The 23,504-nt window shown below is 70.5% G+C and carries 23 protein-coding genes and 1 tRNA gene; 13 read left to right on the top strand and 11 right to left on the bottom strand.

Annotated elements, in window-relative coordinates:
- Window positions 1-10: 10 nt before the first annotated feature.
- Genes ABZ477_RS03710 through ABZ477_RS03700 form a run of 3 tightly spaced genes read left to right on the top strand, consistent with a single transcriptional unit; the run spans window position 11 to window position 1,773 of the window.
- A complete protein-coding gene (locus tag ABZ477_RS03710) occupies window positions 11-592 on the top strand; it encodes an isochorismatase family protein (protein ID WP_360128076.1) in 582 nt (193 codons plus the stop codon).
- Window positions 585-1,124: a GNAT family N-acetyltransferase gene (locus tag ABZ477_RS03705; RefSeq protein WP_360128073.1), complete on the top strand. Its 540-nt coding sequence runs from the start codon at window positions 585-587 to the stop codon at window positions 1,122-1,124. The genes ABZ477_RS03710 and ABZ477_RS03705 overlap by 8 nt, the downstream gene beginning before the upstream one ends.
- A complete protein-coding gene (locus ABZ477_RS03700; RefSeq protein ID WP_360128070.1) occupies window positions 1,117-1,773 on the top strand; it encodes a DNA alkylation repair protein in 657 nt (218 codons plus the stop codon). Before ABZ477_RS03705 ends, ABZ477_RS03700 begins: the two co-directional genes overlap by 8 nt.
- Before the next feature lie 5 nt (window positions 1,774-1,778).
- On the opposite strand, the gene ABZ477_RS03695 is transcribed toward ABZ477_RS03700, so the two are convergent.
- From ABZ477_RS03695 to ABZ477_RS03685, 3 genes are all read right to left on the bottom strand, one after another.
- Window positions 1,779-2,267: a hypothetical protein gene (locus tag ABZ477_RS03695; protein ID WP_360128067.1), complete on the bottom strand. Its 489-nt coding sequence runs from the start codon at window positions 2,265-2,267 to the stop codon at window positions 1,779-1,781.
- Window positions 2,264-3,598: a serine/threonine-protein kinase gene (locus ABZ477_RS03690; RefSeq protein WP_360128064.1), complete on the bottom strand. Its 1,335-nt coding sequence runs from the start codon at window positions 3,596-3,598 to the stop codon at window positions 2,264-2,266. Before ABZ477_RS03690 ends, ABZ477_RS03695 begins: the two co-directional genes overlap by 4 nt.
- A 176-nt stretch (window positions 3,599-3,774) precedes the next feature.
- Window positions 3,775-3,849 (bottom strand) — tRNA-Lys (locus tag ABZ477_RS03685).
- 97 nt (window positions 3,850-3,946) lie between these two features.
- On the opposite strand from ABZ477_RS03685, the gene ABZ477_RS03680 reads away from it, so the two are divergent.
- The 7 genes from ABZ477_RS03680 to ABZ477_RS03650 all read left to right on the top strand — a co-directional run bounded on the left by ABZ477_RS03680 (window position 3,947) and on the right by ABZ477_RS03650 (window position 8,625).
- Complete coding sequence (locus tag ABZ477_RS03680; RefSeq protein ID WP_360128061.1) at window positions 3,947-4,336, top strand: hypothetical protein; 390 nt, start codon at window positions 3,947-3,949, stop codon at window positions 4,334-4,336.
- A 104-nt stretch (window positions 4,337-4,440) separates the two neighbouring features.
- Window positions 4,441-5,043 (top strand): ECF RNA polymerase sigma factor SigK, encoded by a 603-nt coding sequence (gene sigK, locus ABZ477_RS03675; RefSeq protein WP_360128058.1) that lies wholly within the window; start codon window positions 4,441-4,443, stop codon window positions 5,041-5,043.
- Window positions 5,040-5,828: an anti-sigma factor gene (locus ABZ477_RS03670; protein ID WP_360128055.1), complete on the top strand. Its 789-nt coding sequence runs from the start codon at window positions 5,040-5,042 to the stop codon at window positions 5,826-5,828. The genes sigK and ABZ477_RS03670 overlap by 4 nt, the downstream gene beginning before the upstream one ends.
- Window positions 5,829-5,930: 102 nt before the next feature.
- Window positions 5,931-6,278, top strand: coding sequence for a helix-turn-helix transcriptional regulator (locus ABZ477_RS03665; RefSeq protein ID WP_360129790.1), 348 nt, complete (start codon window positions 5,931-5,933; stop codon window positions 6,276-6,278).
- 63 nt (window positions 6,279-6,341) lie between these two features.
- On the top strand, window positions 6,342-6,749 hold the full coding sequence (locus ABZ477_RS03660) for a VOC family protein (protein ID WP_360128052.1): 408 nt from the start codon (window positions 6,342-6,344) through the stop codon (window positions 6,747-6,749).
- A 99-nt stretch (window positions 6,750-6,848) separates the two neighbouring features.
- Window positions 6,849-7,487 (top strand): DNA-directed RNA polymerase subunit beta, encoded by a 639-nt coding sequence (locus ABZ477_RS03655; protein WP_360128049.1) that lies wholly within the window; start codon window positions 6,849-6,851, stop codon window positions 7,485-7,487.
- A gap of 250 nt (window positions 7,488-7,737) precedes the next feature.
- Window positions 7,738-8,625, top strand: a complete 888-nt coding sequence (locus ABZ477_RS03650; protein WP_360128046.1) for an aminodeoxychorismate lyase — start codon at window positions 7,738-7,740, stop codon at window positions 8,623-8,625.
- A gap of 110 nt (window positions 8,626-8,735) precedes the next feature.
- Here ABZ477_RS03650 and ABZ477_RS03645 read toward each other — a convergent pair whose 3' ends face one another.
- The 5 genes from ABZ477_RS03645 to pstS form a co-directional block, all read right to left on the bottom strand.
- Entirely contained in the window at window positions 8,736-9,704 is a 969-nt protein-coding gene (locus tag ABZ477_RS03645) for a type IV toxin-antitoxin system AbiEi family antitoxin domain-containing protein (protein ID WP_360128043.1), read from the bottom strand.
- Between the two features lie 35 nt (window positions 9,705-9,739).
- Window positions 9,740-10,519, bottom strand: coding sequence for a phosphate ABC transporter ATP-binding protein PstB (pstB, locus tag ABZ477_RS03640; protein ID WP_360128041.1), 780 nt, complete (start codon window positions 10,517-10,519; stop codon window positions 9,740-9,742).
- Window positions 10,520-10,544: 25 nt separating this feature from the next.
- On the bottom strand, window positions 10,545-11,642 hold the full coding sequence (pstA, locus tag ABZ477_RS03635; protein WP_360128037.1) for a phosphate ABC transporter permease PstA: 1,098 nt from the start codon (window positions 11,640-11,642) through the stop codon (window positions 10,545-10,547).
- Window positions 11,642-12,586: a phosphate ABC transporter permease subunit PstC gene (gene pstC / locus ABZ477_RS03630; protein WP_360128034.1), complete on the bottom strand. Its 945-nt coding sequence runs from the start codon at window positions 12,584-12,586 to the stop codon at window positions 11,642-11,644. The genes pstA and pstC overlap by 1 nt, the downstream gene beginning before the upstream one ends.
- Window positions 12,587-12,676: 90 nt before the next feature.
- On the bottom strand, window positions 12,677-13,777 hold the full coding sequence (gene pstS, locus ABZ477_RS03625; protein ID WP_360128031.1) for a phosphate ABC transporter substrate-binding protein PstS: 1,101 nt from the start codon (window positions 13,775-13,777) through the stop codon (window positions 12,677-12,679).
- Between the two features lie 194 nt (window positions 13,778-13,971).
- Here pstS and ABZ477_RS03620 point away from each other — a divergent pair, with 194 nt between their 5' ends.
- From ABZ477_RS03620 to ABZ477_RS03610, 3 genes are read left to right on the top strand one after another with little or no spacing between them, the layout of a single operon-like run.
- Window positions 13,972-14,664, top strand: a complete 693-nt coding sequence (locus ABZ477_RS03620; RefSeq protein ID WP_360128028.1) for a hypothetical protein — start codon at window positions 13,972-13,974, stop codon at window positions 14,662-14,664.
- Window positions 14,665-14,666: 2 nt separating this feature from the next.
- A complete protein-coding gene (locus tag ABZ477_RS03615; protein ID WP_360128025.1) occupies window positions 14,667-18,593 on the top strand; it encodes a Pls/PosA family non-ribosomal peptide synthetase in 3,927 nt (1,308 codons plus the stop codon).
- Window positions 18,590-19,867 (top strand): M1 family metallopeptidase, encoded by a 1,278-nt coding sequence (locus ABZ477_RS03610; protein WP_360128022.1) that lies wholly within the window; start codon window positions 18,590-18,592, stop codon window positions 19,865-19,867. Before ABZ477_RS03615 ends, ABZ477_RS03610 begins: the two co-directional genes overlap by 4 nt.
- On the opposite strand, the gene ABZ477_RS03605 is transcribed toward ABZ477_RS03610, so the two are convergent.
- Genes ABZ477_RS03605 through ABZ477_RS03595 form a run of 3 tightly spaced genes read right to left on the bottom strand, consistent with a single transcriptional unit; the run spans window position 19,824 to window position 23,481 of the window.
- Entirely contained in the window at window positions 19,824-20,384 is a 561-nt protein-coding gene (locus ABZ477_RS03605) for a chemotaxis protein CheY (RefSeq protein ID WP_360128019.1), read from the bottom strand. The two genes, ABZ477_RS03610 and ABZ477_RS03605, sit on opposite strands and share 44 nt — an antisense overlap.
- Window positions 20,381-21,319, bottom strand: coding sequence for an NUDIX hydrolase (locus ABZ477_RS03600; protein ID WP_360128016.1), 939 nt, complete (start codon window positions 21,317-21,319; stop codon window positions 20,381-20,383). The genes ABZ477_RS03605 and ABZ477_RS03600 overlap by 4 nt, the downstream gene beginning before the upstream one ends.
- The gene (locus ABZ477_RS03595) at window positions 21,316-23,481 is read right to left on the bottom strand and encodes an RNA degradosome polyphosphate kinase (protein ID WP_360128013.1); all 2,166 of its coding nucleotides are present in this window, start codon (window positions 23,479-23,481) and stop codon (window positions 21,316-21,318) included. Before ABZ477_RS03595 ends, ABZ477_RS03600 begins: the two co-directional genes overlap by 4 nt.
- Window positions 23,482-23,504 lie beyond the last annotated feature (23 nt).

The following is a 23,504-nucleotide window of genomic DNA, read 5'->3' as shown; positions in this document are numbered from 1 at the left end:
CGCTCGGAGCATGAGCAAGGCGCTGTTCGTCGTCGATGTCCAGAACGACTTCACCGAGGGCGGGGCGCTCGCCGTCGCCGGAGGGGATGCTGTCGCCGAGCGCATCTCGCGCCACCTCGCGGCGCACGCGGGGGAGTACGCGGTCATCGTCGCGTCGCGCGACTGGCATGACGGCGACAACGACAACGGCGGACACTTCGCGACCGGCGATCCCGACTTCGTCGACACCTGGCCCGCGCACTGCGTGAGCGGCACGGAGGGTGCCGAGTACGACCCCGGCCTGGACACCTCCGCCGTGACGCACCACGTCAAGAAGGGGCAGGGAAGGCCCGCCTACTCGCTCTTCGAGGGGACGACGGAGGCCGGCGAGACCGTGTCGGAGCTGCTCGACGCGCACGGGGTCGTCGACGTCGACGTCAGCGGGCTCGCGACTGACTACTGCGTGCGCGCGTCGGCCCTCGACGCGATCGAGCACGGCCGGCATGTGCGGGTCCTGACCGACCTCATCGCCGGGGTGGGCGAGGCATCGAGCGAGGCCGCCCTCGCCGAACTCGCGCACGCAGGTGCCGAGCTCGCCGAGTCGGGTGTCTGAGCCGCATGTCCGCCGGGTGCTCGCGAGCGACGGCGACCGGGTGAGGAGTCTCCGGCTCGAGGCGCTCAGCGACCGCGCCGCCGGCATCGCGTTCCTCGACACCTACGAGCTCGCGGCCGCGCGGCCCCGCGAGTACTGGGACGACCGGGCCGTCGGCGCCGCGCTCTCCGGCGGCTCGGCGCAGTTCATCGCGGAGGTCGGTCCCGCATGGGTCGGCACTGTCACGATCCTCATCCCCGAGCCCGGTGTGCCCGACTACTTCGGCCGCATCCCGGCCGCGGGGACGGCGCTCGCCGTGGCCGTGTACGTCAGCCCCGCCCACCGCGGCACGGGCCTCATCGACCGCCTCTTCCACGCCGGCTTCGACTGGGCCAGGGATCAGGGTGCGAGGCGAGTTCACCTGGACGTCCACGCCGACAACGCCCGCGCTCGAGCGGCCTACGCGCGCATCGGGTTCCACCCCACCGGCGGCACGATCGACGGTCCGAACGGGCCCGAGGTCGAGCTGTCGCGGGAGCTCGGCGGTGAGTGAGCTGCTCACGGCGGAGGATGTCCGCGCGGCTCTGGAGGCGACAGCATCCGTCGACGAGCGCGCCAAGATCCAGCGGCGCATGACCGACCAGGCGACCTCGGTGATCGGCGTGCGGATGGGCACGGTGTTCGAGATCGCGAGGCAGGGGAGCGGGATGCCGCTTCACGAAGTGGATCGGCTGCTCGACTCGGACGCGTACGAGATGCGGATGGTCGCCGTCAGCATCCTCGACTTCAAGGCCAGGAAGCGCGGTGCCGACCGCGAGGCGCTGTACGAGCTGTGGATGCGGCGGCTCGACCGCATCGACACCTGGGATTTCATCGACCGTTCGGCGCCGCGCGTCGTGGGCTGGTACCTGCTCGACAAGCCGCGGGACGTCCTGTTCGAGCTCGCGCGGTCGGACGACCGCTGGCATCGGCGCACGTCGATCACGGCGGCGTTCTGGATCATCCGCGCGGGGGATCTCGACGACCCGCTCGCACTGTGCGACATCCTCGCCGACGACCCCGAGCACCTCGTGCAGACGAACGTCGGGGTCGCGCTGCGCGAGATCGGCCGCGTCGACCGATCGCGGCTCGAGGAGTTCCTCGAGCGGAGAGGCGACGCCCTCAGCGCGCAGGCGAGAAGGACCGCGCGGACGGCGCTCTGATCGGGTCAGCCCTTGCCTTTGCCGCTGTTGCCGCTGTTTCCGTTGCCGTTCCCGTTATTGCCGTCGTTGCCGTTGTTGTTGCCGGGGCCGCTGTTGTCGTTTCCGCCGCCCTCGTCCCCGCCCTCGTCCTCGCCGGTGTCGTCGCCCTCGTCGTCGCCCGGGACGACCTCGGGGGTGGGACTGGGCTCCGGAGCCGGATTGACGAGGGCGTCGAGGTCGTCGCGCGCGACGTCGATGGCGGCCTGGATCCGCGCGGCGCGCGCTGCCGACACGACGTCGTTGTTGATCGCGGCGTCGAGCTGAGCCTGCAGCTCGTCGAGCTCGGCGACCGCGGCCGCCGCGTCTCCCGCGGCGACCGCTTCGGCGACCTCGACGACCGACTGCTGCATCTGAGCTCCCGCGTCCGCGTCGAGGCCGGTCGATGCCGCGCAGCCCGACAGTCCGACCACGAGGGCCGCGCCTGCGGCGAATGCGGCGACACGACGGCGCATCATGGCGTCACCTCTTCGTAGAGCTCGTCGAGGTGCGTTCCGAGCGGCTCCTCGATGGCGGGCAGGGGCGGTGCCTGCTCAGGCTCCGCCTGGTTCGCCGCCGCGATGCCGATGGCGACCGCAGCCACGATCGCGAGCAGGATGGCGGCCGCGATCAGGAGGATCGTCGTGCGGCGCTTCCCGGCGGCAGGTGCTTCTGGGACATCCTCGACCGGGAACACATGCGTCCGCGTCTCGGTGTCGGACGCCTGCGTCGGGTCGGGCGGCGCGCCGGCCGGTGTCGCCTCCGGGATGGGCGTCGCGTCGGCGTGCGTCGTGTCGGCGTGCGTCACGTCGGCGTGCGTCGCCTCGGGAAGCGGCGGGGCGGGCCGCGGCGGGATCGCAGCGCCGGCGATGGCGGCACCCGGCTGGGATGCCGCGGCGACGGGCGTCTCGCTCGGCGTGATCGCCGGGTCCATGATCGCCGCGAGCACTTCTCCGGTGGACGGATGCCGCTCCCGCAGCTCGGTCGCTGCGAGCGCGATCTGCAGTGCCGTGGGCCTGCGGGCGGGATTGGATGCTGTCATCGCCGTGAGCAGCGCGTGCCACGTGCCGGGCAGATCGTCGGGCACCGTGGGCGACACGGCGAGCCGGGCGACGATCGCCTCGTGCCCCACGGCGTGGGCGAAGGCGCGCTGGCCCGTCAGCGATTCGAGCAGCACGAGGCCCAGTCCGTACACGTCTGCGGCCGTCGACGGGGGCTCGCCCCTCAGCTGCTCGGGTGCGAGGTAGGCCGCCGTGCCGATGACGGTCCCGGGCGCCGTGACGCGCGTCGCATCGAGCAGGTACGCGATGCCGAAGTCGGTGAGCTTCGCGCGGAACTCCCGGTCGGGCAGCGGGGAGGGCCAGAGCAGGACATTCGAGGGCTTGATGTCGCGGTGGACGACCCCCTTCTCGTGGACGACGTGGAGCGCCTCGGCGAGATCGACCGCGAGCGCCGCGACCTCGTCGGACCCGAGCGGCCCCGAATCCAGTCGGTCGCGGAGAGTCTTGCCCTCGATGTACTCCATCACGAGGTAGCTCGGCTCGGTCGTGGAGATGTGGGCGTCGAACAGGGTGACGAGCGACGGATGGCTGAGCGAAGCGAGCAGCGTCGTCTCCGAGATCACCCGGTCGCGCTCCCGGGATCCCTCCGTCGGTCCGCGCATCAGCTTGATCGCGACCGTGCGCTGCAACGAGAGGTCCTCGGCGCGGTACACCTGCGCCATGCCGCCCTCGCCGATCTTCTCGTCGAGCCTGTAACGGCTGTCGAGGATGGATCCCGTGCCGGCGTCGTGGTGCATGAGGTCCGTCATCTGCGGCCTGTCGTCGTGCAGGATGCCGGTCGGGCACCGGCGCGAGGGCTCATAGGCCGAATCTAGTCACTGGCCGCCCGAGTCTGAACCGCTTGACTTGGCTGAGCCGACGTGCCATGAGACGGCCGAGGATGCTGCTGCGATGCTTGTCGGAGCCGAGGTGTAGAACGGTTTCGTGGTGCCCCCGGAGAATTACGATATCTCGACCCACCGGTTAAAAGCCGGTTGCTCTGCCTCTGAGCTACGGGGGCGTTGAGCGTCGCGATGAAGCGCTGCGGCACCTGTCGGAAGTCTAAGCCACTCGCCGAGTTCAACCGGAAAGCGTCCCGTCCCGACGGCCTCCAGGAGGTGTGCCGAGACTGCAATCGCGAGTCGTCGCGACCGTACTACCGCGACAACCGCGAGAAGCACGTCCGAGCCATCGCCGAGCGCACGGCCGCGCACAGGCGGGAGGCCAAGGACTTCCTCGTGGAGTACCTGCGACAGCATCCGTGCGTCGACTGCGGAGTCGCGGATCTGCGTGTCCTGGACTTCGACCACCGCCCCGGAACCGAGAAGCGCAAGGATGTCATGCGAGAGGTCCGCGACGGCTTCGGCATCCGCATCCTCGTGGAGGAGATCGCGAAGTGCGACGTGCGGTGCCGCGACTGCCACGCGATCGTCACCCTCGAGCGGATCGGTGACAACTGGCGGTCCCGAGCCATGAGGACGGCCGAGTCCTCGCCGGAGGTGCTCTGACGCAGCCGACAGCGGCGAGAACGGCGGCGTCGGGGAGTGTACTCGCCGAACGCCGCGCGAGACAGCGCCGTCGCATCACTAGGGCCGAACCGACCGGCTGGGGCATGCTGGTGCGTGTGGTGATCGACGGGGTGGAGGTGCCCGAGGAGGGCACGGATGCCGTCGACCATGTCGCGCGCCTCCTCGTGCGGACCGCGGCGGGCGACGACGAGGCCTTCGCCCGGCTCTACGACATGCTCGCGGGACGGGTCTTCGGACTGATCCTGCGGATGCTCGTCGATCGCGCGCAGAGCGAGGAAGTGCTGCAGGAGGTCTTCCTCGAGGTGTGGCAATCCGCAGACCGGTTCGCTCCGAACAAGGGTCAGGGGCGCGCATGGGTGCTGACGATCGCACATCGGCGGGCTGTCGACCGCGTGCGCTCGGCGCAGTCGACGACCGATCGGGACCGCCGGATCGGCGCGCGCGATGTGGACGTCCCGCATGACGGCGTCGCCGAGCAGGTCGAGCTGCGGATCGAGAGCGGTCGGGTCGTCCGGGCGCTCGCGGCCCTGCCGGATCCCCAGCGCGAGGCGATCACCTTGGCATACTTCGGCGGCTACAGCCAGAGCGAGATCGCGGCGCTCGTGGGGGCGCCGCTGGGCACGGTCAAGACGAGGATGCGGGATGGCCTGTCCCGCTTGCGGACCGAGATGGGGGTGACGGCGTGAACATCCACGAGTTCGCAGAGCTGTCCGCCGGGCACGCGCTCGACGCCCTCTCGCCGGAAGACGACGCGGCCTTCCGGTCCGCCCTTGCGGAGCATCCGGAATGGGCGTCGATCGTCGAGTCGGATGCTGCCACCGCCGCCGACCTCGCCGACGGCGTCGCCGAGGTCGAACCCCCCGCGCACGTCCGCGCCGCCGTCCTGGCGCGCGTCTCGGGCGGCGAGGCGCCGGTCGCCATGCTGCCCGACGCAGCGGGCTCGGAGCACGGCGCGGAGCGGCCGGCTGAGCCGCCCCTCACGACGGAGGCGCTGCAGACCGTCAGCCGGAGGAACTGGACGCGGGGACTGCTCGCGCTGGCAGCATCCTTCGTCCTGCTCATCGCCCTCGGAACGGTCGCGGGGACGATCGGCGACAGCCTGCGCCAGCCGGCCTCGGTCGCGGCGCTCAATGAGATCGAGGCGGCCGCTGACTCTCAGGCCGTAACGGCCGAGGTGGCGGGCGGCGGCACCGCGACGGCGCACTGGTCGGAGGCGGTCGGCAAGGCGGTCGTCGTGACGACCGGCCTCGAGTCCGCTCCGGAGGGCGAGACCTACGAGCTGTGGTTCGTGCGCGGCGACACCGCAGTGTCGGCCGGACAGTTCGACACCGACGACGCCGGCGCGGCGACGACGCTGCTGGACGGCGCGGTGGAGGAGGGCGACATCATCGCCGTCACCGTCGAGCCGGAGGGCGGCTCGCCGACGGGTCAGCCGACGTCCGATCCCATCGTCGCGCTTCCCACGGCCTGAGGTCCTGCGAGGGCGGGTAGTCTGCCAGGCGTGGCCTCGGCATCCGGTCGCCCAGAGCAGTCCACGCAGACGCTGCGGCACCTGCGTCGCGCTCGCGACCTCATGGACCGCGAGTACGCGCAGCCCCTGGACGTCCCCACGATGGCGGCGAAGGCCTTCATGTCTCCCGCGCACTTCTCCCGCGAGTTCAAGGCGGCCTACGGCGAGACGCCCTATGCCTACCTCATGACGCGGCGCATCGAGCGCGCCATGGCGCTGCTGCGCGCCGGTGCCTCTGTGACGGATGCGTGCACCGCCGTCGGGGCCACCTCGCTCGGATCGTTCAGCTCGACCTTCACCGAGATCGTCGGCGAGACGCCCTCGTCGTACCGATCCCGCCCGCACGAGGCAGCCGAGGCGATGCCGCTGTGCATCGCGAGGATCCTGACGCGTCCCGCGCGGTACGTCTGACGCCTGGCGATCCGAGCAGTTTCGGAGAAGCGCCTGCGCCCGCCGATCCGTAGCGTGGCAGTCATGACGAAGATCAATCTCGCTTTCAGCCCCATCACGGTCGACGACGTCGACGCGGCCATCCCGTTCTACCGGGACGGACTCGGACTCGAGGTCGTCAACGACGTCGCGTACGACGGGCACCGCTGGGTCAGCTTCGGATTCCCGGGTCAGCCGGGGCTCGCCCTGGTCATCTCCGACCCGACCGCGGGCCGCTCGCCGGAGGACGGCGACGCGCTGCAGCGCCTCGTCGTCAAGGGCTCGGGCCCCGGCCCGCACGTCTTCACGACGGACGACCTCGACGCGACCTTCGAGCGCCTGCGCGCCTCCGGTGCGGAGGTCCTCCAGGAGCCCATCGAGCAGGCGTGGGGGCCTCGGGATGCCGCGTTCCGCGACCCCGCGGGAAACCACATCCGCATCAACCAGGCCTGATCCGGCGCGGGACGGGTCGACGCGGTCATGTGCCTGCCATGGATGGTGCCGGCGCGCAACCAGGAACCCGCGCTCGTGGCCGCCGGTAGCCTGGAGCGAGTGAGCAGCGATTCGAGGGACTTCCACAAGCCTGTCCGGCGGCCGGGCGAGCTCTTCGATCGGCGCTTCGCTGCGGAGGACCCCGCCGAGGTCTCGCGCATCGCGCACTCCACGGCGCACGCGCTGCTCTCGCGAGTCAGGCAGGACCCGAGCGGGGAGGTCGTCGACCGCCTCGTCGCCTTCACCGATGTGCACGGCATCGACGACCTCGCCGAGCTGTGGTCGCGGTCGCCCGCCAAGACGCTCCCGGGCGCGCTGTGGCGGCTGTACCTCTTGCAGCTCATGATCCACGACGACGCGCAGACGGCGGCCCTGCTGTACGAGCGGGGGAGAGCCGAGCTCGACTCGGCGGATCCCGTCGTCGCGGGAGCGCCCGTCCCGGCGGGACCCGACGAGCTCGTGACGCTCATCGACACGATCCTCCGGGGCCTGTTCGAGGGCGACTTCGCGGTCGCCCTCGATCGCGCCGCGGCCTTCTGCCGCGTGCAGGCGTCGGGTGCCACCCACCTCGCTGACGACTACGAGCCGACCGAGCCCGAGCGGGCCTCGGCGTTCACGACGCGCGCGCTGCGGCTCTCCGACTACGCGGGCGACCTCGCGGCGTGCGCGGCTCTCTGGCGACGGGATGCTCTGACCTGAGCCCTGTCCGCTTCGGCGTGAGACTTCACGAATGGGGGCCGGCACCGGCGTGTCGCGCCCCGAACGTGAAGTCTCGCGGTCGGTTGCGGGTCAGACGATTGCGCGAGAACGGAATACGCGCGGCCCGGCCTCCGTTAGACTGTGATGGCCGGGCCGCAGTAACCCCGGGCTCCATCTTCTGCCGCTGCGAGCGGCCTTGCGCCGAGAGGCGTTCTGCGGCCCGGCAACTTCTTTCTCTAGGCTCGATGGCATGACCTGGCGCTTCGCCCTCATGATCGAGCCGGCGGCTGCCGGCGACACCCGCACCGACTTCGCCGAGACGTTCACCGTCATCGACCCGGCGACGCCCGCCTTGAGCGTGGGTGAGCTGAGCACGCAGCGCGGCGACGGCATCTTCGAGTCGATCGGCGTCGTGGACGGCCACCCCCAGGAGGTCGAGGCGCACCTGGATCGGCTGGCTCATTCGGCGCGCCTGTGCGACCTGCCGATGCCGCACGCCGAGCAGTGGCGCCAGGCCGTCGCGCGGGCCGCCGCCGAGAGCCCCGCGTCAGGCGAGGGCGTCATCAAGCTCATCCTGAGCCGCGGCGTGGAGCACGGCCCGGCGCCCACCGCCTGGGTGACGGCCGCGCAGGCGGCGGACAACACGGCCCCGCGGACGCACGGCATCCGCGTCGTCACGCTCGATCGCGGCTTCGACAGCGAGGCGCCGGCCCGCGCGCCGTGGCTGCTGCTGGGCGCCAAGACCCTGTCCTATGCCGTCAACATGGCCGCGCTCCGCGAGGCGAAGCGGCGGGGAGCGGATGACGCGATCTTCGTCTCGTCCGACGGCTTCGTGCTGGAGGCTCCCACGGCGTCCGTCATCCTGCGGTTCCGCGACCGCTTCGTGACGCCCGAGCCGTCGGGTGCGATCCTGCACGGCACGACGCAGCTGAGCCTCTTCGAGCACCTGCGCGCCGAAGGACGCGAGGTCGGCTACTCGATGATCCCGGTCTCCGACCTCGCGAAGGCGGATGCCGCGTGGCTCGTCTCGAGCGTGCGGCTCGCCGCGCCCGTGCGCGCGATCGACGGCGCTGATCTGCCGGTCGACGGCGAGCTCACAGCATCCTTCAACCGCTACCTGCTCAGCCCCCGCGACTGAGGGCCGTGCGGGTGCGGTGCTGTCTGCGGTGCCGAACTGCGGAGATTGTGGACAACACGCCGATGCGCGATCGGCGGTCCGTACACAATCTCCGCGGCAGAGCACATCACTCAGGCAAGAAGGCCAAGACGACCGAGGATCGCGAGTTCGACGAGATCCCAGTCGTGCACGATCATCGCGTAGTCGAACCGAAGCGTGTCATAGCCCCACATCGCCGCGTGGGCGTCGCGCGTCAGATCCTTGTGACGCAGTCCGGCCTCCTCGTGGTTCTCTCGACCGTCAGCTTCCACGATGAGTCGGTTCCCGATGAGCAGATCGACCTGCCCCGTCGAGGGAATCGCGACCTGTGTCCGCACCTCGAGGCGATAGCGCCGCAGGCGCCATCGCAAGAGCGACTCCAGGCCGCTATCGGCATCCCATCGGACCAGTCGGAGTGCGCGCCTTCCTCGCCTGTTGGAGTTGCGTCGAAGCCAATCGAGACCCGTCTCAGTGAGAAGGCCCTTACGCAGGGCCGACTCGACTGCGACGAAGAACTCCTCTGTGCCGAGGCATCCGAGGATCTGGCGCAGGATGCGCGTCACCGGTGGGACGGCGAACGAGCGCCTGGCCCGCGTGTCATCCCAGTGCTCGACGCACCGGCAGTCCGTGTGCGCGTGACTGTGCCCTCCGGTTCGAAGGCTCACGTGAACGGTTGCATCGGAGCTCAGCACCCAGAGGCCGAGGTGCCGAGCGGCCGTGACGCACGCCATGCTTCCGCCATGAGTCCCGGCCACGCGGGCCGCCTTGCATGCATGAGGCGTCGCATAGACGCCCCGCCGCAGGCGCGCCAGGTCGCCCGCTTCAAGCGAAGTCTTGATCGAGCGCCGCGTGTGACCGCCGGCGAGCAGCTCGGAGGTGGTCAGGATCGGTGTTCCGGAGCACATCCCGTCAGTGTGGGAGCCGATCCACTCGTCGCAGCACGCCAGTGCCTGATCCGTGGATCGCCGTTTGCTGCGACGTGACCTGGGAGGAGCGGACGGGCGTGCGCAAGTGCGGAGAATGTGAACGACGCGCCGGTATTCAACCGGCGCGTCGTTCACATTCTCCGCCGCTGGGCGCTGAGCGCCTCCGGCGCTCAGCCGAAGCGGCCGGAGACGTAGTCCTCGGTGGCCTGGACGGACGGCGACGTGAAGATGTTCTTCGTGTCGTCGTACTCGATGAGGTTGCCGGGCTTGCCGGTGCCGGAGATGTTGAAGAACGCCGTCCGCTCCGAGACGCGCGATGCCTGCTGCATGTTGTGCGTCACGATGACGATCGTGTACTCGGTCTTCAGCTCGCCGATGAGCTCCTCGATCGCGTAGGTCGAGATCGGGTCCAGGGCCGAGCACGGCTCGTCCATGAGGAGCACGTCGGGCGATACGGCGATCGCGCGCGCGATGCACAGACGCTGCTGCTGACCGCCCGAGAGGCCCGAGCCGGGCTTGTCGAGGCGGTCCTTGACCTCGTTCCAGAGGTTCGCGCCGCGCAGCGACTTCTCGACGAGCGCGTCCGCGTCCGACCTCGAGATGCGCTTGTTGTTCAGCTTGACGCCGGCGAGCACGTTCTCCTTGATCGACATCGTGGGGAACGGGTTGGGGCGCTGGAACACCATGCCGACCTGGCGGCGCACGAGGACGGGGTCGACGCCGGGACCGTAGAGGTTGTCGCCGTCGAGGAGCACCTCGCCCTCGACGCGGGCCCCCGGGATGACCTCGTGCATGCGGTTGAGCGTGCGCAGGAAGGTCGACTTGCCGCAGCCGGACGGGCCGATGAAGGCCGTGACGCTGCGCGGCTCGATCGCGAGGGACACGCCCTCGACGGCGAGGAAGTCGCCGTAGTAGACGTTGAGGTCGTTGACTTCGATGCTCTTGGACAAGGCTGGATTCTTTCGGGTTGAGAGGTCAGCGACCGGTCTTGGGCGAGAACACCTTCGCGACGATGCGCGCGATGAGGTTCAGCACCATGACGATCAGGATGAGCGTGAGAGCCGCGGCCCACGCGCGGTCGGTGTAGGCCTCGGGCGGGATGCCCTGGTTGGCGTACTCCGTGTACGTGAAGACGGGGAGCGTCTGCATACGGCCGCTGAAGAGGTCGTAGTTCATGCTGTTCGTGAACCCCGCCGTGATGAGCAGCGGCGCCGTCTCGCCGATGACGCGCGAGATCGAGAGCATGATGCCGGTCGTGATGCCCGCGATCGAGGTGGGGAGCACGACCTTGACGATCGTGCGCCACTTCGGGACGCCCAGCGCGTAAGACGCCTCGCGCAGTTCGTTGGGCACGAGCCGCAGCATCTCCTCCGTCGAGCGCACGACGACGGGGATCATGAGCACCGAGAGCGCGATCGAGCCCATGAAGCCCATGCGGATGCCGGGGCCGAGGAACAGGGCGAACAGCGCGTACGCGAAGAGGCCCGCGACGATGGACGGGATGCCGGTCATCACGTCGACGAGGAACGTGATGCCGCGACCCAGGCGCTTGCCCTCGCCGTACTCGACGAGGTAGATCGCGGCCATGAGGCCGATCGGGATCGAGATGAGCGCCGCCATGCCCGTGATGAGCACGGTGCCGACGATGGCGTGCAGCACGCCGCCGCCCTCGCCCACGACGTTGCGCATCGACGAGCTGAAGAACTCCGCGTCGAATCGCGCGATGCCGTTGACGACGACCGTCCAGGCGACCGAGATGAGCGGCACCATGGCGATCGCGAACGCCGACGTGACGACACCCGTCACGAGGCGGTCGACGGCCTTGCGGCGGCTCTCGATGATCGTCGAGATCGTGAAGATGAGGACGAGGTAGAGCAGGGCGCTCGAGACCAGCCAGCCGGCGAGGTTGATCGGCTCTTCCGAGCCGATCGCCATGATGCCGAAGACGGCGAGCATCGCCAGGAGCGATCCGGCGAGGATGCTCCACACCGACCAGGCGGGGAGGTGTCCTGTCGTCAGCTTCGAGCGCGGCGCGGAGAGCGTCGGACGTGGAGGCGTCGCGGTCATGGTCATCAGTTGGCCCCCGAGAATTCCTTGCGGCGGTTGACGATCCACCGGGCGATGAAGTTGACCGCGAAGGTCACGACGAACAGGATGAGGCCGGTCGCGATCAGGACGTTGATGTTCGTCCCGTAGGCCTCGGGGAACGTCAGGGCGATGTTCGCCGCGATCGTCGACGGGTTCGTCGACGTGAAGAGCTGGAAGGTCACTGTGCCGGTGGCCGAGAGCACCATCGCGACGGCCATCGTCTCGCCGAGCGCGCGGCCGAGGCCGAGCATCGAGGCCGACACGATGCCGCTGCGGCCGAAGGGCAGGACCGCCATGCGGATCATCTCCCAGCGCGTGGCGCCGAGTGCGAGCGCCGCCTCCTCGTGGAGGACGGGCGTCTGCAGGAAGATCTCACGGCAGATGGCGGTGATGATCGGCACGACCATGACGGCCAGGACGATGGATGCTGTGAAGATCGTGCGGCCGGTCGCCGAGACGTCGCCCGAGAACAGCGGGAACCAGCCCACGTTCTGGTTGAGCCAGACGTAGACGGGCTGGACGGCCGGCGCGAGGACGAGGATGCCCCAGAGGCCGAAGACGACCGAGGGGACGGCGGCGAGGAGGTCGACGATGTAGCCGAGGCCCTGCGCGATCCGCCGCGGAGCGTAGTGCGTGATGAACAGAGCGACGCCCAAGGAGAGCGGCACCGCCATGAGGAGGGCCAGGAGGGCTGCCCAGATGGTGCCGAACAGCAGCGGCCAGACGTAGTCCCAGAAGTTCGTGGTCAGCAGCGACGCGTCGTCGGAGGTCGCGCCCATCGCCGGGATCGACTGGATGATCAGGAAGATGGCGACGGCGGCGAGCGTGACGAGGATCATCGACCCGGCGGCGAGCGCCGTGCCCGAGAACCATCTGTCACCGGGACGCTGCTTGGCCGCGATCTTCGTCTCGGCGGGGGCGGCGGTCATGTCGTCCGTTCTTGTTCGGGTGGATGGGCTTGTCCGGCGCTCGGCCCCGGATCGCCATGGGGACGCGATCCGGGGCCGAGACGTGCGGTCTTACTTGATCTGGTCGATCGCTTCCTGCGACTGAGCGGCGAGCTCAGCCGAGATCGGGGCGCTGCCGGCGTTCTCGGCTGCGGTCTGCTGACCGGCGTCGCTGACGGCGGTCGTGAAGAAGCCCTTCACGAGCGCGGCGGCATCGGCATCCTGATACTCGACGCAGCCGATGAGGTAGCTGACGAGCAGGACGGGGTAGGCGCCCGACTCCTCGGTCGTGCGGTCGATCGCGAACGCGAGGTCGGTCGGCGCGCGGCCGTCCTCGATCGCCGACGCGTCGAGTGCCGTCGCGGCACCCTCCGCCGACGGCTCGACCCACTCGGAGCCGACCTGGACGTTCACGGCGCTCAGGTCGGTCGTCTGCGAGTGGTCGGCGTAGCCGATCGTGCCGTTGCCGCCCTTGATCGCGTTGACGACGCCGGAGGTGCCCTGAGCAGCCTCGCCGCCCTGGATCGGCCACTCCTCGACCGAGCCGTACGTCCAGACGTCACCGGCGGCCTGCGAGAGGTAGTCGGTGAAGTTGGCCGTCGTGCCCGACTTGTCCGAGCGGTGCACCGGCGTGATCGCGAGGTCGGGGAGCTCGACGCCGTCGTTGGTCGCGGCGATCGCGGAGTCGTTCCAGTTCGTGATCGTGCCGGCGAAGATGCCGGCGATCGTGGCCGCGTCGAGGTCGAGCGAGTCGACACCGTCGAGGTTGAACGCGATCGCGATGGGCGAGACGTAGGCGGGGATCTCGACGAGGTCCGAGCCCTCGACGCACGCGTCGAACGGACCGGCCTCGATCTCCTCGATGCTGAAGGGACGGTCCGAGCCGGCGAACTGCACGGCGCCCGACTGGAACGACTCGCGGCCCGTGCCCGAGCCCTGGGGGTCGTAGTTGACGGTGACGTCCGGGTTGGCCGTCTGGAACTCAGCGGTCCACGCCTGGATCGCGACCTGCTGCGAGGTCGCACCCGAGCCGTTCAGCGTGCCCGAGAGCGCCGACGTGTCGTCGCCGGCCGGAGCGGACGAACCGCCCGCCTCGTTCGAGGCGCAGCCGGCGAGAGTGAGAGCCGCGATGGCGGCGACAGCGCCCAGCTGGGCGATGCGGGAGATCTTCACTGTGTGGATCCTTCGGGTGTCAGGGTTGAGAACCCCGTAGGGGGCTCGACCGAGACGGTAGACAGCGACCCTTACGAGACTGCGCTCAGGAGATGAACGGAAGGTGAACGGGATCCGGACGTCGATGCGCCTGAATGGACGCCGCGCGGTGCTCGCCCCTGGCCCGTTCACCCGCGCCCGATAGGGTTCAGCCCATGAGCAAGACGACGAAGCCCGAGCGCAAGGCGCTCTCTGCGCTGGAAGACGCCGCCGCCGCAGCACGGTTCGCGAAGCAGGCCGCGAAGACGCTGCCGCCCAAGCGCGCGAAGCAGCTGCGAGAGGTCGCCGAAGATGCCAAGGACGCCTCGGACGTCTCGAAGAAAGCCGTGCGCAAGCATCCCAGGAAGGTTGCCAAGCGTGCCGGGAAGGCCGCGGATCGCGCTCTGACCGCGACCGAGACCGCCCTCGCGCGCGAGCAGAAGAAGGCCGCCAAGAAGGCGAAGAAGAAGTCCGAGAAGGCCGGTGAGAAGCGGGCCGCCGAGAAGAAGGCGGCCGAGAAAGCCGCGGCCGCGAAGAAGAAGTCCGCGGGTGAGGACGCCTTCGGTCGGAAGGTCGCGAAGGCGGCGCCCAAGCGCGCGAAGAAGACCTCGGCGCCGTCGCCGGTGGATGCCGACGCAGCTGGTGTCGAGGACCCCGCAGTGGACGAGCTCATCGAGGCCGTCATCGAGCTCGAGCCCGTGGCTGAGCCCGAGACCGCGGCCGCGCCGGACGTCGACGATGACCACGAGTCGGCGTCCGACGACCTCGCGACCCTCTCGGTCGTCGCTCTACGGGGGCGCGCCCGGGAGCAGGGTCACACCGGCTATTCGCGGCTGACGAAGGCGCAGCTCGTCGAGCTGCTCTCCTGAACGTGACCGCCGCGGTCCCTCAGCTCTCGCTGGATCGCACGGCGCAGGCACCGCCGCCGCGCACGCTCCTGGATGTCCTCCGTGAGACGGCTGCTCGGCATCCCGAGGCATCCGCCCTCGATGACGGCTCCGGTGCGCTCAGCTACCGCGAGCTCATGACGCGGGTCGGGCGGACTGCCGCCCTGCTGCACGCAGCGGGCGTGCGTCGCGGCGACCGCGTCGGCGTTCGGGTCGCGTCGGGCTCGAAGGAGCTCTATCTGTCGATCCTCGGCATCCTCGCCGCGGGTGCCGCGTACGTCCCGGTGGATGCCGACGACCCCGAGGAGCGGGCCCGGCTCGTCTTCGGCGAAGCGGGGGTCACGGGCGTCCTCACGGGGGACGGCGAGTATTCGCCGAGCGATCCGGATTCCGCGCCTTCGGCGCTTTTCGACCTCGCGCCGCGCGTGGACACGCGCTCGATGGAGGCGGTTCCTCCGCCGACAGTCGACGACGACGCGTGGATCATCTTCACCTCCGGCTCGACGGGCGTGCCGAAGGGCGTCGCCGTGTCGCATCGCTCGGCCGCGGCCTTCGTCGACGCGGAGGCGCGCCTCTTCCTGCCTGACGCGCCGCTGGGGCCGGGCGATCGCGTTCTGGCGGGGCTGTCGGTCGCGTTCGACGCCTCGTGCGAGGAGATGTGGCTCGCCTGGCGGCACGGGGGATGCCTCGTCCCCGCGCCGCGCGCGCTCGTGCGGTCGGGCGAGGACCTCGCGCCGTGGCTCATTCGCCAGTCGATCACGGTCGTGTCGACCGTGCCGACGCTTGCGGCGATGTGGCCCATCGATGCGATCGAGAACGTCCGGCTGCTCATCTTCGGGGGCGAAGCATGCCCGCCGGAGCTCGCGGCGCGTCTGGCGGCGGACGGCCGGGAGGTGTGGAACACGTACGGCCCCACCGAGGCCACGGTCGTGGCCTGCGCCGCGCCGCTCGACGGCTCGACGCCCGTGCGCATCGGCCTGCCGCTGGACGGCTGGGCGCTCGCCGTCGTCGACGCGGCGGGGGAGCCCGTCGAAGAGGGCGGCGTGGGCGAGCTCATCATCGGCGGAGTGGGACTCGCGCGGTACCTCGATCCCGCCAAGGACCTCGAGAAGTACGCGGCCATGCCGACGCTCGGCTGGGATCGCGCCTACCGGTCGGGCGACCTCGTCCGGTTCGAGACCGAGGGCCTCGTCTTCCAGGGCCGCGCCGACGACCAGGTCAAGGTCGGCGGCCGCCGGATCGAGCTGGGCGAGGTCGAATCCGCCCTGCAGGACCTGGAGGGCGTCACGGCCGCGACCGCGGCCGTGCGCACGACCGAGGCGGGCGTCCCCGTCCTCGTCGGATACCTCGTCGTGGAGGGCGACCTCGACCGCGCGGCCGCTCGCGCACAGCTCGCGGAGGTGCTGCCCGCGGCCGTCGTCCCCCTCCTCGCCGTCGTCGACGACCTCCCCATCCGCACGTCGGGCAAGGTCGACCGGGCGGCGCTGCCGTGGCCGCTCCCGGGCGTCGAGCTGCCCGCCGCGGGACTGAGCCCCGCCGAGGCCTGGCTCGCGGAGCAGTGGCAGGCCGTGCTCGGCATCCCCGTCCCCGACCGCAAGACGGACTTCTTCGACCTGGGCGGGGGCTCGCTCTCGGCGGCCCAGCTCGTCTCCCGCATCCGCGCGCGCGTCCCGGAGTTCTCGGTCGCCGACATCTACGACGTCCCGCGCCTGGGCGCCATGGCGAAGGCGCTCGGACCGTTCCTGCCCGATGAGGACGTCTCGGACTTCCGCCGGCCCGAGCCCACGCCCCGCACGACGCAGTGGGTGCAGACACTCGTGAGCGCGCCGCTGTTCATCCTGTCCGGTGTCCGGTGGCTGCTCTACCTCCTCACCGCGGGGACGATCCTCAACCTCCTCCCCGGATTCGGCGGGCTCCCTTCGGCCCCGTGGTGGCTGCTGATCGTCGGACTCCTCGTGTTCGCGACGCCGTTCGGACGGATGACGGTGGCCGCGGCATCCGCTCGTCTCCTGCTCGCGGGGCTGCGGCCGGGGGACTACCCGCGCGGCGGGCACGTGCACCTGCGGCTCTGGCTCGCGGAGCAGATCGCGGAGCAGGTCGACGCGGTCGGGCTCGCGGGCGCCCCGTGGGTCTCGTACTACGCGCGCGCACTCGGCGCGAAGATCGGCCCTGACGTCGACATGCACACGCTGCCGCCCATCACCGGCATGCTCGAGGTCGGCGAGGGGGCCTCGATCGAGCCCGAGGTCGATCTGTCGGGCTACTGGATCGACGGGGACCTCGTCCGCATCGGCCCCGTCCGCATCGGACCGGGCGCGACCGTCGGCTCGCGCAGCACGCTCGCCCCCGGCACCCGCATCGGCCAGCGCGCGCACATCGCGCCCGGCTCGGCGGTGTTCGGCCGCGTCCGCGCGGACCAGTCCTGGGCGGGCTCGCCCGCCGTGCGGGTCGGGGGCGTGGAGACCGACTGGCCCGAGGGGCGCCCGCCGCTGCGCACGCGGTGGCTGTGGGCCTACGCGGCATCCGCACTCCTCCTCGGCCTGCTGCCGATCGCGTCGTTCGTCGTCGGGGGCCTCGTGATCGCCTTCGGGATGCGGGGAGCCGACGACCTCCTGTCGGCGTTCGGCGCCGCCTTCCTGTGGCTCGTCCCCGCGACGCTCACGGTCGGGCTCGTGTTCGCGGCGTCGGTCGTGCTGCTCGTGCGCCTCCTCGCCCTCGGACTCGAGGAGGGCGTGCATCCCGTCCGCAGTCGCGTGGGCTGGCAGGCGTGGACCACCGAGCGCCTCCTCGACTCGTCGAGGACGATCCTCTTCCCGCTGTACTCGAGCCTCTTCACGCCCGTCTGGCTGCGGCTCCTCGGCGCCGAGGTCGGGCGGGATGTCGAGGCCTCGACGGTGCTCCTCATCCCGTCGATGACCCAGATCGAGGACGGCGCGTTCCTCGCGGACGACACCATGGTGGCCTCGTACGAGCTGCACGGCGGCTGGCTGAGGCTCGGGCCGGTCCGCATCGGCAAGCGCGCCTTCCTCGGCAACTCCGGGATGGCCGCGCCCGGCCACCGCGTGCCGCGCGACGGACTCGTCGCCGTGCTCTCGTCGGCACCGGTCAAGGCGAAGGCCGGATCGTCGTGGCTCGGATCGCCCGCCGTGCGCCTGCGCCGAGTGTCAGCCGAGGGTGACGAGAGCCGCACGTACGATCCGCCCGCGCGGCTGCGGCTCGCGCGAGCGCTGTGGGAGCTGTGCCGCCTCGTGCCGGTCTTCGTCACGTGCGCGATCGGCCTGCTCGTGATCTTCGCGCTCGCGGCGCTCCTCTCGTGGATCGGGCCCGTGTGGACGCTGCTGCTGTCGGGCCTCGTGATGCTCGGGGCGGGTGCACTCGCGGCGGGCGTGTCGGTCGCGGCGAAGTGGCTCATCGTCGGCCCCATCCGCGCCGGCGAGCAGCCGCTGTGGTCGAGCTTCGTGTGGCGCACCGAGGTCTCGGACACGTTCACCGAGATGGTCGCGGCGCCCTGGTTCGCTCGCGGCGCCGCGGGAACGCCCGCCCTCGCCGTGTGGCTGCGCGCTCTCGGCGCGACGATCGGCCGCGGGGTGTGGTGCGACAGCTACTGGCTTCCCGAGCCCGATCTCGTGACCCTCGGGGACGGATCCACTGTCAACCGCGGGTGCGTCGTCCAGACCCACCTGTTCCATGATCGGATCATGAGCATGGACACCGTCGAGCTCGAGGCCGGGGCGACCCTCGGCCCGCACAGCGTGATCCTCCCCGCGGCCGCGATCGGCGCCCACGCGACGGTCGGCCCCGCATCCCTCGTGATGCGCGGCGAGACCGTCCCGGTCGGCTCGCGGTGGAGCGGCAATCCCATCGGCCCGTGGCGCGCGGTCAAGGTCCGCTCGTACCAGTCGACATCGTGAGGGAGCACGACCACTACGCGCCCCAGAGCGGCGACGTGACGTTCGACGTCGAGTCGTACGACCTCGACATCCAATACCGCGTGCGCACGAACCGCCTGCAGGGCAGGGCCCTCATCAACGCCGTCGCGGCGATCGACACGCGATCCATCGCGCTCGACCTCGTCGGGCTCCGCGCCGCGCGCGTGCGCGTGGACGGCGACCCTCGCACGGTCATGCGGCAGGGCCCGCGCAAGCTGCGGGTGATCCCGCCGCGGGCGCTCGAGGCGGGGGAGGCCTTCTCGATCGAAGTCCAGTACGCCGGCGCCCCCGCGCCGCGGCATTCACGCTGGGGCACGATCGGGTGGGAGGAGCTGGATGACGGCGCCCTCGTCGCATCGCAGCCGATCGGCGCGCCGACGTGGTTCCCGTGCAACGACCGCCCCGACGACCGCGCGCGGTACCGCATCGCCGTCACGGTCGACGAGGGGTACGCCGTCGCCGCGACGGGCGTCGCCGCACCGCCGCAGCGCGTGAGCGGTCGTACCCGCTGGGAGTTCGCGACCGACCTGCCGGTCGCGACGTACCTCGTCGCCGTGCACGTGGGCCGGTACACCCGAACGCCGCTGGGACCTGCCCATCTCAGGCATCCGCCCGCGCTCGCGGCCTCCGTGCGGCGGGCGTTCCGCGACGCGCCCCGGATGCTCTCCGTCTTCGAGGAGGCGTTCGGGCCCTATCCGCAGGACCACTGCACGATCGTCGTGACACCCGACGTGCTCGAGATACCGCTCGAGGCGCAGGGGCTCGCCGTCTTCGGTTCGAACCACCTCGACCCGGATTCGGAGCGGCTCATCGCGCACGAGCTCGCCCACCAATGGTTCGGCAACAGCGTCGGCATCGCGCACTGGCGCGACATCTGGCTCAACGAGGGCTTCGCGTGCTACGCGGAGTGGATCTGGTCCGAGGCCTCGGGGGGCCCGTCCGCGGCGGCCCTCGCCGCCCAGCACCACGCGCGGCTCCAGCGGCTGCCGCAGGACCTCCTGCTCACCGACCCCGGGCCCGACCGCATGTTCGACGACCGCGTGTACAAGCGCGGAGCGCTCGCCCTCCACGCCCTGCGGACGCGGATCGGGGATGCCGGGTTCTTCGCGGTGCTGCGCCGCTGGGCCGGGCAGCACCGGCATGGGCTCGTCGCGACCGAGGACTTCCTGCGGTGCGTCGAGGACGTGACGGGATCCGATCCCGCCCCGCTACTCACGCCGTGGCTCGACCTGCTTCCGCTGCCGGCCCTGCGCTGACAGCGCGCACCGCGACGCTCACCAGGATGCCGTCGGGCCCGTCGGCATCCCACCCCTCGAGCGCATCCCCGCCGGGCACTGTCGCCGTCCAGCCGTCAGCGGTCTCCGCGATCCGCACCGTGGCGGGATCGACCCGCAGCCCGCGTCCGTCCGCCTTGAGGGCCGCTTCCACCCTCACCCACGCGCGGAGGGATGCTGCTCCCGCCCCCAGCACGCCGCTCAGGCCCGCGGCATCCCGCTGCCGATCGACGCGAGGCTCGGCATCGATCCCGATCGCCGCGAACCGGGCGGAGTCGGCGACCGCGACGATCGCGAGGGTGCCCGCGTAGGTCACGCTCGCGACGGCCGGTGCTCCCGAGATCCGCACGGGGCCGTGGGGTCCGCCGCAGCGCGGGCAGGGGTTGGAGAGCTCGGCGTCCTCGGGAAGGAGCTCGCGCAGGATCCCCCAGGCGACCTCGCGCCGCGGCGACGTGTCAGGAACCTCGCGCCACGCGAGGCGGACCGACGGCGCCGTCACACTTTGGGTTCGTGCGTCTCGATCGCCACGATGCCCGAACCCGGGTTCGTCGCGGAGAGGTGCACGACGGAGAACGCGCCGGTGTCCAGCGCCGAGGCGCTGCCCAGGTACGAGCCGCGGAGCGTGCCTGTCGCCAGGGCGATCTCGCTCATGATGTCGGGCAGGACGGGGCCGTGGCTGCACAGCACCGCAGCCTTGCGTCCCCGCACGCGCTCGCCGACGATCCGCCGGGCATCCGACACGCCGTCCTCCCACGCGTCCTGGCTGATCAGGCGCGTCCGCTCGATGGGGCGGCCGATCGCCGACGACAGCGGCGAGACGGTCTTGACGCACCGGACGGCGGGGGACGAGACGATCTTCTTCGGCCCGAACGCGAGCAGCTGTCCGACGGCCGCGTTCGCCTGCTTGCGCCCTCGGACCGACAGGGGGCGGGCGGCATCCTTCCCCGTCCACTCCTCGCGCGAGAGAGCCTTGGCGTGGCGCAGCACGATGAGCGGGAAGGTCGCGAGCACTCCGTCGTCGACGAAGCGGAGGAAGTTCTCCAGGATCTCGACGTCGACGGGATAGCTGAGGCGCTTGAGGGCCTTCTTCGGCGAGACCCACTCGATCGCAGCGATCTCGCGATTCGGGACGAACGCGGAGGCGCGGATCGCGGCATCCGTCGCCTCGGCCGACCAGTAGTGCACGATCTTCTGGCGCTTGTTGGGCATGCGGTACCGCGAGACGCCGACCGGCACGCCGAGGCTCACCCGGATGCCGGTCTCCTCGAAGATCTCTCGCGCCGCCGTCTCGGCGAGCGTCTCGCCGGGATCGACCTTGCCCTTGGGCAGCGTGATGTCGCGATAGGCCGTCCGGTGGATCAGGAGCACGGCGAGCTTGCCGTCGACGAGGCGCCACAGGACTCCGCCCGCCGCGTAGACGGCGGTGTCCGTCATCGAACCGCCCGGGCGCGGCGGCGACGCTGCACGTGGTTCATCGTGCGGTCCTGGAGGTCGCTGAGCGGCTTGCCGTTGTCGTCGACGACGTGCCGGGTCCAATCGCCTTCCGGTCCCAGCCACCACGAGCTCGTCGACTCGGCCATCGCGAGGCTGAACAGGTCGAGCAGCTCCTTGATGTGGCCGGGCGCGACGACGCGCACGAGGGCCTCGACGCGACGATCGAGGTTGCGGTGCATCATGTCGGCGCTGCCGATGTACACCTCGGGCTTGCCGCCGTTCTCGAACGCGAAGATGCGCGAATGCTCGAGATAGCGACCGAGGATGCTGCGCACCGTGATGTTCTCGCTCATGCCCTCGACCCCGGGCTTGAGCGAGCAGATCCCGCGCACCCACACCTCGACGGGGACGCCCGCCTGGCTCGCGCGATAGAGCGCGTCGATGATCTGCTCGTCGACCATCGAGTTGACCTTGATGCGGATGCGCGCGGGCTTGCCGTCCAGCGCATTGCGGCGCTCGCCGTCGATGAGGCGCAGGAGGCCCTTTCGCAGGTGGAGCGGAGCGACGAGGAGGCGCTTGAACTTCTTCTCGATCGCGTAGCCGCTGAGCTCGTTGAAGAGGCGTGTCAGGTCGCGTCCGACCTGGTCGTCGACCGTGAACAGGCCGAAGTCCTCGTAGATGCGGCTCGTCTTCGGGTTGTAGTTGCCGGTCCCGACGTGGCTGTAGTGCTTGAGGACGCCCTCCTCCTCGCGGATGACGAGCGCGAGCTTGCAGTGCGTCTTGAGACCGACGAGGCCGTAGACGACGTGGACGCCGGCCTTCTCGAGCTTGCGCGCCCACACGATGTTCGCCGCCTCGTCGAAACGCGCCTTGACCTCGACGAGCGCGAGGACCTGCTTGCCGGCCTCGGCGGCATCGATGAGCGCCTGCACGATGGGACTGTCGCCCGATGTGCGGTACAGCGTCTGCTTGATGGCCAGGACGTGCGGGTCCTTCGCGGCCTGCTCGAGGAACGCCTGCACGCTCGTCGCGAACGACTCGTACGGGTGGTGCACGAGCACGTCCGCCTTGCGGATGGCGCGGAACAGGTCGGCGCGGTTGCTGCCCTCGAGGGGCTGGAACGGCACAGCAGTCGTGGGGACGTGCGGCGGGTAGTGCAGCTCGGGCCGGTCGATCTTCGACAGGTCGAAGAGCCCTCGCAGGTCGAGCGGGCCCGGAAGGCGGTGCACCTCCTGATCCGTGATGTCGAGCTCTTTGATGAGCAGCGACAGCGTCAGGTCGTCCATGTCCTCGGTGACCTCGAGACGGATGGGCGGGCCGAACCGCCGGCGCAGGAGCTCCGCCTCGAGCGCCTGGATGAGGTTCTCGGTCTCGTCCTCCTCGATCACGACGTCTTCGTTGCGCGTGAGCCGGAAGGTGTGGTGGTCGAGGATCTCCATGCCGGGGAAGAGGTCGCCGAGGTGGTTGGAGATGAGGTACTCCAGCGGCAGGTAGCGCACCGAGTCGCCGTCGCGCGACACCTCGACGAAGCGAGGCAGCATCGGCGGCACCTTGAGACGTGCGAACTCCTGACGTCCCGTGCGCGCATTCCGGATGCGGATCGCGAGGTTGAGGGACAGCCCGGAGATGTACGGGAACGGGTGCGCGGGGTCCACGGCGAGGGGCATCAGGACAGGGAAGACCTGCGCCTGGAAGTAGTCGTACAGCCGGTCGCGTTCGTCGTCGCTCAGCGCATTCCAGTTCAGGATCTCGATCCCGACCTCGGCCAGGGCGGGCTGCACGGAGGTCTTCCACGCGTCCGCGTGCCGCAGCTGGAGGCGATGCGCCTCGTCGGCGATGTCGGCGAGCACGTCCTGCGGCGCGCGCCCCACGTTGGTCGGCACCGCGAGACCTGTCACGATGCGGCGCTTGAGGCCGGCGACGCGCACCATGAAGAACTCGTCGAGGTTGCTCGCGAAGATCGCGAGGAAGTTGGCCCGCTCGAGCACGGGGATGCGGGGATCCTCCGCGAGCTCGAGCACGCGCTGATTGAACGCGAGCCAGCTCAGCTCGCGATCGAGGTAGCGGTGCTCGGGCAGCTGCGAGTCGAACGCCTCGGACAGCTCGAAGTCGTCGTCGTCCGCATCGCCCAGCCCGGCGTCGAGCACTTCGTGTTCGATCATCCCCTCATCATTGCAGGGCGACG

Origin of the sequence: Microbacterium sp. NPDC019599 (assembly GCF_040632175.1) — a bacterium.
In the GTDB taxonomy this organism is placed as follows: Bacteria; Actinomycetota; Actinomycetes; order Actinomycetales; family Microbacteriaceae; genus Microbacterium.
The sequence above is the reverse complement of the archived record's forward strand: the minus strand, read 5'-3'. Positions and strand labels throughout refer to the sequence as shown.

Coding starts and splice junctions, on each gene's coding strand:
- ABZ477_RS03650 (WP_360128046.1), top strand. CDS start 7,738: ATGACCTGGCGCTTCGCCCTCATGATCGAGCCGGCGGCTGCCGGCGAC.
- sigK (WP_360128058.1), top strand. CDS start 4,441: ATGCTGGTGCGTGTGGTGATCGACGGGGTGGAGGTGCCCGAGGAGGGC.
- pstA (WP_360128037.1), bottom strand. CDS start 11,642: ATGACCATGACCGCGACGCCTCCACGTCCGACGCTCTCCGCGCCGCGC.
- pstC (WP_360128034.1), bottom strand. CDS start 12,586: ATGACCGCCGCCCCCGCCGAGACGAAGATCGCGGCCAAGCAGCGTCCC.
- ABZ477_RS03690 (WP_360128064.1), bottom strand. CDS start 3,598: ATGACGGACCTCATGCACCACGACGCCGGCACGGGATCCATCCTCGAC.
- ABZ477_RS03660 (WP_360128052.1), top strand. CDS start 6,342: ATGACGAAGATCAATCTCGCTTTCAGCCCCATCACGGTCGACGACGTC.
- ABZ477_RS03600 (WP_360128016.1), bottom strand. CDS start 21,319: ATGACGGACACCGCCGTCTACGCGGCGGGCGGAGTCCTGTGGCGCCTC.
- ABZ477_RS03595 (WP_360128013.1), bottom strand. CDS start 23,481: ATGATCGAACACGAAGTGCTCGACGCCGGGCTGGGCGATGCGGACGAC.
- ABZ477_RS03620 (WP_360128028.1), top strand. CDS start 13,972: ATGAGCAAGACGACGAAGCCCGAGCGCAAGGCGCTCTCTGCGCTGGAA.
- ABZ477_RS03695 (WP_360128067.1), bottom strand. CDS start 2,267: ATGATGCGCCGTCGTGTCGCCGCATTCGCCGCAGGCGCGGCCCTCGTG.
- ABZ477_RS03665 (WP_360129790.1), top strand. CDS start 5,931: ATGGACCGCGAGTACGCGCAGCCCCTGGACGTCCCCACGATGGCGGCG.
- ABZ477_RS03710 (WP_360128076.1), top strand. CDS start 11: ATGAGCAAGGCGCTGTTCGTCGTCGATGTCCAGAACGACTTCACCGAG.